Below are 13,678 nucleotides of genomic sequence, written 5' to 3' on the forward strand. Positions count from 1 at the left end.
GCTTGAGGCCACAAATAAATAAATATGTTGTTTTGTTGTTTGATTGATAGCTTTTGCATTATTGTGACCTCCCTTCCAGTTTTAACTAATTATAAATGGATAAAAATTTAAAGTCAATATATTTTTTCACATTTGTTTTTTTCTAAAAGATATTCGGTTTTTTAGTAGAGCTTATGTCACTGCTCCTTTTTAAATAGTCAGCTTTGTTGAATTACACGCGGATGGAAGAATGCCTCTTTTGCATGGATAAAAAATGCATGGATTACAGATACTAATTAAGAATAAAGGTGCAAGCGCCCGTTTAGCAACGTAGCGAATGGAACGAATCAACTAAAGATTTAGGAATCATGCCACTAAAACAGGGGTATGCCGACGCCTGAGCGGCAAGCCCGTTTTTAGTCGGCCTTCCTCTTAGCGACGAACCGATGAGGCCTTATCGTAGGGCGCATTTCTAAAGTCGCATCGTTGCTGGGCTCATGCGCCGGATGTGGCTATTCGGTTATTTCGTTATCCACAAGCACCTCATTTTATACTTTATTATCTTATAAAGTGAAACTTTAATCAGTGGATTTTCTGTCGTCCCCCGCTGGTTTTAGGATGACCTAAAGGCCTTTGATCGGGCACTTAAATGTCGGTCTCTCCCACTTATATTTCTTCGTCTAGGAATCCTGCGGACCTTAAAACAAAGCAAGATTCCTTCTTATTTTTATGAACTTGTGAAGTAAAAGCTAGCTTGTTTTTATATGATGAATGACAATCGTGTTTCGGGAGGTTGCTATGAGAAGAATGAATAAGAGAAAACGACAAGCTCCTATTTTCCCTGCAAAGCTTGAAACGTTACAGGATCGCCTAAAGAAACATATCCATAATGATACAGACTTTAGTTATTCCATATATCATCAGCAAAATCAGCGGTTTGCTGTATTCTATATTCCTTATTTAATTGATACCAATAAACTGGAAGCCTCTCTTTTGAAGCCAGCTCTCGATAGTAAACAAATATTAACGTCTGACTTTCTCCTTTACCATACTCCCTTAAGTTCTGGCAAAGCAGAAAACCGCTTAGATGACATATTAAAGCGAATGTTGACAGGAAATGTAGTGATTTATATTGAGAACAACGCAGAAGCAATTGCTTTTCCCATGCTAAAGGAAGAGAAAAGAGATTTATCCACAGCAGAGACTGAATCTGTCGTGCTTGGTCCACAAATAGCTTTCACGGAGTCGCTCACAACGAATATGAATTTAATTAGAAATAGTATTTTATCGAGTGATCTTGTCCTAGAAAAAATCACTATCGGCAAAAGAGCGCCAAAAGAAGTACGGTTAACCTATTTAAAAACTATCGCTAATCAGGATGACATTCGTACAATGCGGCAACGCTTAAAAGAATTAGATGTGGATGAAATAGAAGATAGCTCTGTGTTAATACAATTAATTGAAGATCACTCGCCAAGTATTTTCCCGCAGTTTTATGAAACAGAGCTTCCCGATCGTTTTACTTATTCTATCTCCAAGGGAAGAATAGGCGTTCTAGTCGATAATAGTCCAACTGGTATTATCGCGCCGGTTAGCTTATTTAGCTTTTTTGAATCGACAGAAGATTTATATATGCGGTGGAATATCGGCTCTTTCTTCCGGATTCTTCGTTTTGTAGCGATGATTATATCGGTTTTATTAACACCTTTTTATGTAGCTATCGTCACTTATCATTATGAGTTAATTCCGACTCCGTTACTTATATCACTTGGGCAATCCAGAGCTAACGTCCCATTCCCACCTATATTTGAAGCAATATTATTGGAATTACTAATTGAACTTTTACGGGAGGCTGGTGCCCGGTTACCAACTAAAGTGGGACAAACGATGGGTATCGTTGGAGGTGTTGTGGTTGGTACTGCAGCAGTCCAAGCAGGATTAACAAGTAACATTTTGATTATTTTCATTACATTAAGTGCTCTTGCCTCCTTTACTGCTCCAAGCTATTTAATGGGCACTACGATACGAGTGCTTCGTTTCCCTATGATCCTTTTAGCAGGATTATTAGGAATTATTGGGATTATGTTTGGTGCTTGCTTTTTAGTTATTCACCTATTGAAACTAACTTCTTTGGGGCGGCCCTATTTGTCTCCCATTTACCCGTTTAATTGGGAAGATTTAAATAAAACTTTATACCGCCTTCCTTACCATATGCAAAGCAAGCGATTTACATCTTTCCGTTTAAAGGATATATATCGTTTTAATAAGAATAAAGCAAAGCAGAAAAAAGATATTGATGAGTAGGGGTAAGTATGAAGGTAAATGTACCAATAAAGGCAAATCTGCAAATACGTTCTTTTTATTTGTTCTTTTTCGTGGTAACCATTCAAATTGGTGTCGGAATTATGGGGGTGCCACGCCTTATTTTTGAAGCAGCAAAGAGAGATGCATGGATTTCTGTAATTATAGCATTTGTCTATCTTTGTCTGCTTCTATTAGTGATGCTTTTGATTTTAAGGCAATATCCAAATGCCGATATCTTTGGTATTCAAGTTGATTTATTTGGAAATATAATTGGCAAATTACTAGGAACCATCTATATTGCTTATTTTGTACTGAATTTGTTTACAATTTTAATTACCTATATTGAAGTTGTAACCATCTTTATTTTTCCAGACTTAAACAATGTTATTATGGCTGCCCTATTAATTAGCCTCGTGGTCTATAGTGTACTAGGAGGTATCCGAGTCGTTATCGGTGTGTGCTTTCTGTTTTTCATTATGTCCCACTGGCTTATATTCCTGTTAATTCAACCAATTTTGGAGATAGATTGGATACACTTTCAACCAATGTTTCAAGCATCCATTACGGAATTACTTCAAGGGGCAAGAGAGACGTCTTATACATTTTCTGGTATAGAACTGTTATTTATACTTTACCCTTTCATACAAAACAAGCAAAAAGCAACGTTCCCACTATATCTTGGCATCTTTTGCTCCTCTATGGCCGTATTAATTGCTACCGTTGTAGTCTTGGGGTATTTTACTCCAGAAGGGATAGATGCCCGAGAATGGTCGGTATTAGGATTGTATAAAATTCAATCCTTTTCATTCATTGAACGCTTTGATTATATTGTTATTGCGGAATGGATGATGGTTTCCTTACCAAATATGATTTTATTTAGCTGGGCAATCACCTATGGATTAAAGCGTCTTTATCATATTCCGCAAAAGAAAACGTTATATACGCTAGCTATTGTTGTTATCATCGCCAGTATCTTTACGAAAGAGCACTATATCATTCAAGCAATTATTAACCTTATAGCTAAATATGGATTTTGGATTGTATACGTTTATCCATTTCTGATATTACTTATTATTGCTATTAAAAAAGGTTTTTCAAACAGGAACAAGAGGTGAATGCTCATGTATAAACGCGTACTTCTCTTACTCTTATCGTCTTCTCTGGTTTTGGCTGCTTGTGTAGAAACAAAACCGATTGAACAATTAGCGATTATTAATGCAAGAGGCGTCGATCTCATACAACAAAAAGGCGAGCAATTGATTGACACGACCCTTGTCATCTTTCAATTTGATACACAAACGAAAGATATTTCTAAAATTGCCTCCGGTACAGGTAAGACAATCAAAGAAGCTGGACAAAATGCCAACGAAAAAACAAGTTTCACTTTAACTTCTGGACAAATTCGCCTAGAGCTTTACGGAATAGAAACCGCAAAAACAGGAGTGATGCAGTATCTAAACACTTTAGCTCGCGATGCTAGAACCTCTGATCGTGTTATGCTCGCCGTTACAGACAAAACTGCGAAAGAAGTTCTGACGAATGGACAAAATGCAACAAGCATTAATGTGGGCTTATTTATAAATGGGCTTATTAAACAAAAAGTTGAAAATGACAGTATCCCTAAAGTCGAGTTTAATGATTTTACACATGCGTATTTCGAATCTGGAAGAGATCCCGTATTACCATTGATAAGTGTGGCTGATGGTGACGTTCCTAGTCTGAGCAAAATCGCATTATTACAAGACGATATTTATACAGGGACATTATCATTGAAAGAAGCATTATATATTAACCTTATTTTAAAAAATATTAAGTCTACTCCGTTTAATATTGGCATTCCCATAGAGCAATCTTTACAAGATTATTTGCAAGAAGAATTGTCTGGAAATGAAAAAGATCATCTGTACGTGAATGGAAAAATAATTAAGGGAAAATCTGAAACCCGGTTGACTAGACGAGAAACGCTTAAATTTAAAACCGATATTAAAATACAAATGAATATTTTAGAATTGTCCAATGAATTGGCGCTGGAAAATGATGATGTGATTAAAGCTTTAGAAAAGGAAATTGCTAACCAGATAAAAAAGGAGTATGAACGATTGCTTCAAAAAACACAGGAAATGGGTGCAGACCCTTTTGGTTATGGTCAGATCTATCGAATTCACACACCAGATGGAAAATTAAAGAAAGGGGAATGGCATAAACTTTATCCAGATATTGAAGTTGACTATAACATTCATGTTAATATCGTTGATTACGGTGCAGTCCGTTAAGTATATTCCGAAATTCATCTTCACAGAACAAAGGCGCAAGCGCCCGTTTAGCAACGTAGCGAATGGAACGAATCAACTAAAGATAAAGGAATCACGGTGAGGTGACGAACCGATGATGACTTATCGTAGGGCGCATTTCTAAAGTCGCCTAGATGCTGGGCGATGGAGCTGGACGTGACTATTCGGTTATTTCATTATCCATAAGCACCTAAGTTTATACTTTCTTATTCTTTTAGAAAAACTTGGCTTGTCGCCAAGTCTTATGGCGGAAGCCTTTGTTTTTCTTATACTATAAACCAAAAAAATCTTATATTTTCCTATAGTGCAAGCTAAAAAGCATTACTTCTTCCTAAACATTTTTCTTTGAAGCTAATATTAGAAACTGATATGCTAAAATAGTTCGATTGATGAATAGTTTATCATTCGAACTATTTTATACACGAGGTGGGAGCATGGATCTCAAACTAATGATTGATCGGTATCTAGATGCGTCGAATAGCATTAATCGAAGCTTTAATTCCCTTTTGAAAGAACGAATCCATTCCGAGATTACGAGCGACCAATTTTTAACACTAGACTTTATCTTGCAGCATGAACCATGTACAAGTACGGAAATAGCTGCAACATTCGGGATTGGAAAAAGTGCTGTGTCTGCTCAAATCCAGCGATTGTATTCTAAAGAGCTTATAGCAAGATCTCGCGATGAGAAAGATCGCCGCATCGTATATTTATATGTAACAGAACAAGGTAAACAATTAGTGGACTATACAGAGGCAGAAGTACAAAAGCAGCTTAAGTACTACTTATCTCATTTCCAATTAGAAGAAATCGAGACATTTATTCAATCACTGGAGAAGCTGGCTTTACTAATGGAAACAAAATGAAAAAAACAACCTAAGTGACTTACAATTTATTTTACCAGTATGCATCCATACAGCAATATTCAAGAATGATAGTTCAACTTTTTATAGAACACTTGTTATCCTGAACCATATTTTACTTATGTTTTTCATGTTTAGTTCGTTAACAATGCATCAATATCTACCCAAAAGGAGTGGTATATGTGAGGCAGATTATTCGCTTTCGTTGGTGCATAGCCGTATTATGGATTGTTGCCGCGACAGCACTTTTCTTATTAGCACCTAATTTACAAGACCTTGTCCGGGAAAAAGGGCAAATAACAGTTCCTGAAGGGTCACCGTCCCAAGAAGCGCAGGAATTGCTGGACGCTATGTCGCCATCCTCTGAGAATATGACAAGCGCTGTACTTGTTTTTCATGAAGAAGATGGACTGACAGAGGAAGATCGAGATATTATTGCAGATGGGATTACTACTTTAAAAAACAAACAGGATAAATTGGGAGTATCTGACATTCTTGATTTTACAGAAGATCCAACCATTGAAAAACAAACCGTCTCAGAAGATGGTACGACGATCCTTGTACCTTTTCAGGTTTCCTTAGAAAACCAAGAAATTTTAGACTCCCGAACGAAAATTTTACAAGCTGTCGAAGATGTCCCAGTTGATCATCATTTAACAGGCGAGCAATATATTGAACAAGATATTATTACGAATTCCGAAGAGGGATTAAAGAAAACGGAAATTATTACCGTTGGATTAATTTTAGTTATCTTGTTTATTGTATTTAAATCATTAGTCGCACCTTTCATTCCATTATTAACAATTGGAATTAGCTATCTAGCAGCACAAGGTATCGTAGCCATCTTAGCGGATAGTTTAGATTTTCCAATATCTACATTCACGCAAATTTTTATGGTCGCAGTTATGTTCGGTATCGGAACCGATTATTGTATTTTATTAATTAGTAGATTCAAAGAAGAAATTCAACATCATGAATCGATCAAAGAAGCAGTTGTAAAAACATATAAGTCTGGCGGAAAAACAATTCTATTCGCTGGTTTAGCTGTCTTAATTGGATTTTCGACAATTGGGTTATCGACCTTTTCACTCTATCAATCTGCTGTAGCAGTAGCTATTGGCGTTGCAGTTGTTTTGATAGCTTTGGCCACTTTAGTTCCGTTCTTTTTAGTTGTTCTAGGGAAAAAGTTATTTTGGCCTTTTGATAAAAATGTGGAACATAAAGAAAGTAAATTGTGGAAAACTGCAGGAATGTTTTCCTGGTCAAGACCATTTGTTTCCTTGCTGATTGTAGCCATCATAACCGTACCTCTGTTAATCAGCTATAACGGCGATAAATCCTATGATTCGCTTGATGAGATCGGCGATGATTACGGTTCTAAAATTGGTTTCAATTGGATTGCAGATAGCTTTAATCCTAGTCAAACGATGCCGATGACGGTGGTTTATCAGTTAGAAGATGAAAAAATTGATTCAGTAGCAGACTTTCAAGCCATCGCTACAATCACTAAAGAATTAGCTGAGCAAGGAGGGGTGAATCAAGTACGAAGCGCTACAAGACCTGCTGGTGATGTCATTCCTGATTTCCTTGTAGATGAACAGACAAATCAACTAGCCAGTGGCATTGGTCAAAGCACAGATGGTATCGAAGAAATTGAAAAAGGGCTGCGTGATGCCGCTTCCCAATTAAAAGATGCTACGCCACAACTTGACGAGGCGCAATCTGGTGTCGATCAATTGCTACTAGGGACAGAAGAGGCGAAAAGCGGTGTTGGCGGACTTCGTACAGCATTAACTGAAATTCAACAGGGCATCGAGTCTGGTTCAAAGGGTGCGGGAGAAATTAAAAGCAACCTGCAAACGATAAAAGATAATCTGGATCAAACTGTATCTGCCAATAAACAATTACTCGAAGGCTACGAAGGTATTGCCAAAGGGTTAAAAGGGTTTGGTACAGGAGAAATCGATGCTGCACAGTTGGATACTATGGTTGAGACATTAGAGGGTTCAAAGCAAGCTATAACAACAATGCATCAGTTAGCGATTCAATCGAACCCACAGTTACAAAAGGATGAGCGTTACATCAAAGCTCACGAAGGTTCCATTCAAAGCATTAACGGTGTTATTGCTGGCGTTCAGGAAATGAAAAAGCAGCTGAGTCAGTTATCTGATGCACAGACACAGTTAGAACAACAAGTAATTGCACCGTTAGATCAATTAAATAGTGGCTTGCAGGAATCGATTTCTGGTCAAGAGCAATTAGCCAGCTGTATTGGTGAGCTGATTAAGGCTATCGAGCAATTACAAGCAGGATTGAATCAAGCTGCTGACGGGCAAGCGCAGGTGAATAACAATATTCCATCACTTCAAGAAGGATTATCTCAACTTTACGGCGGACAGGAAGAATTAAAAACTGCCTTTCATGATATGCAAGGACAATTAGACGAATTAACCGGTGGTCTTACCGATGCTTCTGATGGCTTACAGGAAATCGATAATGGATTAACAGAAGTCAAAGGCTATTTAGGTGAAATTAATACAAAAGATAGTAATCCAGTCGTTATTATTCCAGAGCAAGCTTTGGACAACGAGGACTTTATGGAAGGAACTGAGCTATATCTTTCCGAAGATAAATCGATTGTTAAATTTGATGTGTTAATTGATCAAAATCCGTATTCTACAGAAGCCATTCATATGGTAGATCAAATCAAAGAAGCTGCCGATCGGGCTAGCAATAATACCATTTTTGCAGATAGTCAGGCCCATATTGGTGGAGTTAGTAGTTTGAATAATGATTTGCAAAATGTTTCCAATGAGGATTATTCCCGTACGGTTGCCATTATGTTAAGTGGATTATTTATCATGCTGATCTTTTTACTCCGCTCTGCCATTATGCCAATCTATTTAATCGGCTCACTCATACTAACCTATTTTACTTCTATGGGATTTGCAGAGCTCATTTTCACTCAAATATTTGAGTATGATGGTTTAACATGGGCAATTCCTTTCTTTTCCTTTGTTATGTTAATGGCTCTTGGAATTGACTATAGTATTTTCTTAATGGATCGTTTTAATGAATATAAAGAAATCCAAATTAAAGAAGCTTTGATTCATTCGATGAAAAATATGGGGACGGTCGTTATATCAGCAGCCATTATCCTTGGCGGAACATTTGGAGCGATGCTTCCTTCTGGTGTCCTTTCATTATTACAAGTTGCTACAGTTGTTTTAACAGGTTTATTCTTATATGCATTTATTGTGCTTCCACTGCTTATTCCAGTCATGGTCCGTTTGTTTGGTAAGCACAATTGGTGGCCATTTAAAAAGCGCATGAACCAACAAAAATAATCGTATATCTACGTGAAAAAAGCGACTGCCTCACATTTAATAGCAGTCGCTTTCTTCATGTAATCATTTATTTAGAAACATCTTCCAAAATAGCTATAACTCGTTCTCGAGCTTCCTCCGTACGATATTCTCTCATCGTATCGACCATAATCGGAGCTTGTTCTCGCAATTGTTCAAGCTCTTGTACCAATGTGTTCACTGTTAAAGCTTCTTCCTCCAGCACACGAGCATAGCGCTTTTGGGCAAAAGATCTAGCATTAACAATTTGATCACCACGACTCGCTTGGCGTGATAATGGGATAAGTAACATCGGTTTTCGTAAAGCCAAAAATTCAAATATTGCATTCGCCCCTGCCCGCGAGAGAATAAAGTCACTAGCAGCAAATATATCTTTCAACTCATCATGGACATATTCAAATTGGACATATCCTTGTTGATTCACAGTGCTATCTACTTTCCCTTCTCCACAAATATGAATGATTTGAAAGTTAGAAAGTAATTCTGGCAAACTTTGGCGAACTGTTTCGTTAATTTTTTGTGATCCCCCACTCCCTCCCATAATAAGCAGAACAGGCTTTTGCTTATCTAAGCCGGATATGGCAAGACCACGCTCCTTATTCCCTTGAAAAAGCTCATCTCGAATCACAGCGCCAACATATTCGGATTTTTTTTTCGGAAGATATTTCATCGTCTCCGGAAAAGTTGCTAGCACTTTTTTAGCAAAAGGCATCGCAATTTTATTGGCTAAACCTGGTGTATAATCGGATTCGTGAATCACGGCGGGCACAGCTGTCAATTTCGATGCTAACAGAACAGGTACAGACACAAAGCCTCCTTTTGAAAAAATAAGCTTTGGTTTGCGCTTTCTAATAATATTCACTGCTTGCAGTGTGCCTTTTAACACTTTAAAAGGGTCCTTTATATTTTCTACAGAAGCATAGCGACGTAATTTCCCAGTAGAAATGGGATAGTAGGTTACACCCTGCAATTTTTCAATCAGTTTACGTTCGATTCCTGTTTTCGAACCGATATAATCGATTTCCCAACCCTGTTCCTGATAGTATGGAATTAATGCTAAATTAACAATCACATGCCCAGCGGTACCACCGCCTGTAAATAAAATACGTTTTTCTGTCATAAAGCTAACGTCCTTCCTTTCCAACTGTCTCATAAAGCGTTATAATGACTCTTATATGTGCACAAAAAAGAGAGTAAAGTGAAAACTACTTGCAGCAGGGGTTTTCTCCATCTTCTACTGATTAAAGTAGAACAAAGGCTAAAGACTTATGTCCCTGGAAAAAGAGAAAACATTTTTTCTGCGTGCGATGCATCGCTAACGTAGATTTCCTTGTCGTTTAAATAAGAAAGCATTTTTTCTGCATGTGAGGTATCGCTTCCGAAGTGTTTTTTTCTAGAACAAAGAAAAACACTTTCTATCGACATCTTAACTTCCCGAGAGAATTGGGAAGTGAGGTGCCATTTTCTCCCGCTTAGGCTTTTTTTATACCGACTACAAATCTTGAAGCGGAAGTCTTACAGCACCTTATATAGGGATAAAAGTGCAGAATGACAACTAGTGAAAAAAATAAAAACTAACATACCCTTCCATGTGTCATTTTCAGCAAACTTTTTAAACGCCCTCCTCTATCCTAATAAAAATTACATGAAAAAGGAAGAGAATTCGTATGTATATGACAACAAGTTTAAGCGAAAAATTAAAGCTATTTGCGGTTATTTTAATTCCTATTCTAGTTACACAAGTGAGTATGTATTTAATGAATATTTTCGATACGATGATGTCGGGGCGTGCCGGCGCTGCAGATCTAGCTGGAGTGGCAATCGGCTCAAGCTTATGGGTTCCTATTTTCACAGGGATAAATGGCATTTTATTAGCTATTACTCCGATTATCGCTCAATTAATGGGAGCAAAGTCTGAAGAACAAATTACTAAAAAAGTGAAACAGGCTTTGTACCTTTCGATTGCACTAGCCGTTCTAGTCTTTGTGTTTGGAGCCTTACTTCTTAACCCTGTCTTGCATATGATGGATCTGGAAAGTGACGTTGAGCATACAGCAAAATTTTATTTAGTAGGACTTAGTACAGGTATCGTTCCGTTATTTATTTTTAATACATTACGGAGTTTCATCGATGCACTTGGTCAAACACGCATATCCATGTTTATTATTTTGCTGTCTTTACCATTAAATGTTACTTTTAACTATATGTTTATTTTTGGTAAATTTGGCTTGCCTGCTTATGGTGGGATTGGTGCAGGAATTGCGACCTCGATAACTTACTGGCTCGTGTGCCTTATTGCTCTTATAGTCATTTATCGACTACACCCATTTCGGAACTTCTCGGTTCTTTCTTATTGGATCAGACCTTCTTTTCAAGAATGGTGGGAGCAATTGAAAATCGGCATTCCGATTGGTGCAGCTATGTTTTTTGAAACGAGTATTTTTTCCGCTGTTACACTATTAATGAGTGTATATAGCACGTATACGATTGCTGCACACCAAGCAGCAATGAACTTTGCTTCTCTTTTATATATGATCCCGCTTAGCGTCGGTATGGCATTAACGATCGCCATCGGCTTTGAAGTTGGCGCAAAACGCTATGATCACGCGCGTGCGTACGGATATATTGGAATTAGCGGAGGCATTTTTATTGCATTGTTTGCGGGTTTGGTTATTTATTTTACTAGAGATTGGGTCGCGTTGCTTTATAATTCCAATCCGAAAGTAATTGATTTGACGAAACAGTTTCTTATCTACGCCTGTTTCTTTCAGCTAGCTGATGCGTTCGGTGCACCCATCCAAGGAGCTCTCCGAGGTTACAAAGATGTACATGTTACGTTAATGATGGCCTTAATCTCTTATTGGGTGATCGGTCTGCCGGTTGGTTGGCTGTTAGCTAATTTCACCGCATTGGAGCCGTTTGGATATTGGGTCGGAATTATTACCGGTTTATCCTGCGGTGCAATTGCATTATTAGCTCGTCTGCTTTACTTACAACGTAAATATAAACATTCACAATTAACCAAGACTAGATAATTGCCATCATACCAGACTGTTTTTAGTAGATTCACAGCGAAATCATAGCGAACCTTACAAGCAGATCCTATCTATCACCTCTATTGGAGAACTTCATCCAGCTCCGTAAAAAATCATGTGAGCATGAACAAAGGCGCGGGGCGCCCGTTTAGCAACGTAGCGAATGGAACGAATCAACTAAAGATTTTAGGAATCATGCCACTAAAAACAGGGGTATGCCGACGCCTGAGCGGCAAGCCCGTTTTTAGTCGGCCTTCCTCTTTGCGACGAACGGATGAGGCCTTATCGTAGGGCGCATTTCTAAAGTCGCATCGTTGCTGGGCTCATGCGCCGGACGTGGCTATTTGGTTATTTCTTTATACTACAAGCACCTAATTTTATAGGTTCCTATACAATAAAAAAACTGTCCTATGACTAAGCTTAGGACAGTTTTTTATTATTTCAAGATTAATAAGAGTGAACTGGCGGTTTCACTGTGATCCTCGGCGACTTCCCATATTATAGGAACATTCCTACTACAGAAGCAGATAGGATAGAAGCTAACGTTGCTCCAATTAGAAGTTTCATTCCAAAACCAGATACGCTGACAGCTTTTTCCTCATCAATTCCCTTTACAGTACCAGCAATAATACCAATAGAAGAGAAGTTAGCAAAGCTTGTTAGGAATACAGTAACAATACCGACTGTTTTTTCAGACATTCCGCCCATGATTTGTTGGAATTCTAGCATTGCAACAAATTCATTTGTAACAATTTTCGTACCCATGATAGAACCAGCTTGGATAACTTCGCCTGGTGAAATTCCCATTAATAAACCGATTGGGGCCAAAACATAGCCTAATATATCTTGTAAGGTTATTCCTGCAAAAACAAATTGAATCAACCAATTAACCAACTCTAGTGAAGCAATAAATGCAATCAGCATAGCAGCAACAATAAGTGCAATTTTACCACCTTCTAGTGCACCGTTACCCATTGCCTCAAAAAGACTTTTATCTTTACTTACATCTTTAATATCGACAATATCTTCTTCCTTCGGTACGTTAACAGGCGCAATCACAGACGCTACCATTAAAGCACTGAACATATTTAAAGGAAGTGCAACAAGTACATATTCTGGTGGAAGCATTTGCAAATAAGCACCAACAATAGAAGCAGAAACAGAACCCATTGCGGAAGCACTTACAATGTAAAGCCGATTTGCGTTCAAATGATGAAACTGAGAGCGAATGGCAATCAAAGCTTCCGATTGACCGAAAAAGATACTGTTTACTGCGTTAAAAGATTCCACGCGGGGAAGACCCGTTACTTTTGAAATTAACGCGCCCAAATATTTAATAATAGGTGGCAAAATTTTCAAATATGTCAGAACAGAAAGTAGGGTAGCAAAAAATACAATTAATAATAGAACGTTAAAGAAAAAGACTCCGCTATCTTCTAACACAAATCCACCAACAACAAAATTAATCCCTTTCGTACCGAATTCGATTAATTTATTGAAACCAGCTGAAATACCTTTAATTACTGCTTGTCCTATCTCTGTTTTAAACATAAACAAAGTAATTAAAATCTGAAAAACTAACATAATGCCGATTGCTTTGTAATTAATGTTTTTCTTATCATTCGACATTAAAAATGCTAGTCCAAGTACAATGACAATGGCAACCAAACCTAACAGTATACCCAAGATGGTTTCCTCCCTATTTTGTAACTGTTTTCATAATTTCTTCTACGTTTATTTTAGCAAGATGTCTGACGTCATGCAAGTGATTGTTTTTTCTGTCAAATTCAAAATATTCATAGATTTAACTAAAAATTCTGCAAATAAATTACATAGTTAAC

Annotated in this window: 8 protein-coding genes; 6 read left to right on the forward strand and 2 right to left on the reverse strand. The window is 37.6% G+C overall.

Going from position 1 to position 13,678, the window contains the following annotated elements:
* Window positions 1–750: 750 nt before the first annotated feature.
* The 5 genes from BKP57_RS04230 to BKP57_RS04250 all read left to right on the forward strand — a co-directional run bounded on the left by BKP57_RS04230 (window position 751) and on the right by BKP57_RS04250 (window position 8,784).
* On the forward strand, window positions 751–2,283 hold the full coding sequence (locus BKP57_RS04230) for a spore germination protein (protein WP_232231317.1): 1,533 nt from the start codon (window positions 751–753) through the stop codon (window positions 2,281–2,283).
* 8 nt (window positions 2,284–2,291) lie between these two features.
* Window positions 2,292–3,398 carry a GerAB/ArcD/ProY family transporter gene (locus BKP57_RS04235; RefSeq protein WP_050350201.1) on the forward strand — a complete coding sequence of 369 codons (1,107 nt, stop codon included), beginning with the start codon at window positions 2,292–2,294 and terminating at the stop codon, window positions 3,396–3,398.
* A 6-nt stretch (window positions 3,399–3,404) separates the two neighbouring features.
* Entirely contained in the window at window positions 3,405–4,556 is a 1,152-nt protein-coding gene (locus tag BKP57_RS04240) for a Ger(x)C family spore germination protein (RefSeq protein ID WP_072741033.1), read from the forward strand.
* A 452-nt stretch (window positions 4,557–5,008) separates the two neighbouring features.
* A complete protein-coding gene (locus BKP57_RS04245) occupies window positions 5,009–5,440 on the forward strand; it encodes a MarR family winged helix-turn-helix transcriptional regulator (protein ID WP_072741034.1) in 432 nt (143 codons plus the stop codon).
* A 179-nt stretch (window positions 5,441–5,619) separates the two neighbouring features.
* On the forward strand, window positions 5,620–8,784 hold the full coding sequence (locus BKP57_RS04250) for an MMPL family transporter (RefSeq protein ID WP_072741035.1): 3,165 nt from the start codon (window positions 5,620–5,622) through the stop codon (window positions 8,782–8,784).
* 67 nt (window positions 8,785–8,851) lie between these two features.
* Here BKP57_RS04250 and BKP57_RS04255 read toward each other — a convergent pair whose 3' ends face one another.
* Entirely contained in the window at window positions 8,852–9,922 is a 1,071-nt protein-coding gene (locus tag BKP57_RS04255; RefSeq protein WP_072741036.1) for an undecaprenyldiphospho-muramoylpentapeptide beta-N-acetylglucosaminyltransferase, read from the reverse strand.
* 547 nt (window positions 9,923–10,469) lie between these two features.
* Here BKP57_RS04255 and BKP57_RS04260 point away from each other — a divergent pair.
* Entirely contained in the window at window positions 10,470–11,837 is a 1,368-nt protein-coding gene (locus tag BKP57_RS04260) for an MATE family efflux transporter (RefSeq protein ID WP_072741037.1), read from the forward strand.
* A gap of 498 nt (window positions 11,838–12,335) precedes the next feature.
* Here the strand turns inward: BKP57_RS04260 and BKP57_RS04265 are convergent, their stop codons facing one another.
* Entirely contained in the window at window positions 12,336–13,523 is a 1,188-nt protein-coding gene (locus BKP57_RS04265) for a NupC/NupG family nucleoside CNT transporter (RefSeq protein ID WP_050350195.1), read from the reverse strand.
* Window positions 13,524–13,678 lie beyond the last annotated feature (155 nt).

The organism is Virgibacillus sp. 6R, from assembly GCF_001895305.1.
Lineage (GTDB): Bacteria > Bacillota > Bacilli > Bacillales > Amphibacillaceae > Virgibacillus > Virgibacillus pantothenticus.

Bases quoted from the DNA above. Each gene is read 5' to 3' on its own strand.
- BKP57_RS04230 (WP_232231317.1), top strand. From the start codon at position 751: ATGACAATCGTGTTTCGGGAGGTTGCTATGAGAAGAATGAATAAGAGA.
- BKP57_RS04235 (WP_050350201.1), top strand. From the start codon at position 2,292: ATGAAGGTAAATGTACCAATAAAGGCAAATCTGCAAATACGTTCTTTT.
- BKP57_RS04240 (WP_072741033.1), top strand. From the start codon at position 3,405: ATGTATAAACGCGTACTTCTCTTACTCTTATCGTCTTCTCTGGTTTTG.
- BKP57_RS04245 (WP_072741034.1), top strand. From the start codon at position 5,009: ATGGATCTCAAACTAATGATTGATCGGTATCTAGATGCGTCGAATAGC.
- BKP57_RS04255 (WP_072741036.1), bottom strand. From the start codon at position 9,922: ATGACAGAAAAACGTATTTTATTTACAGGCGGTGGTACCGCTGGGCAT.
- BKP57_RS04260 (WP_072741037.1), top strand. From the start codon at position 10,470: ATGTATATGACAACAAGTTTAAGCGAAAAATTAAAGCTATTTGCGGTT.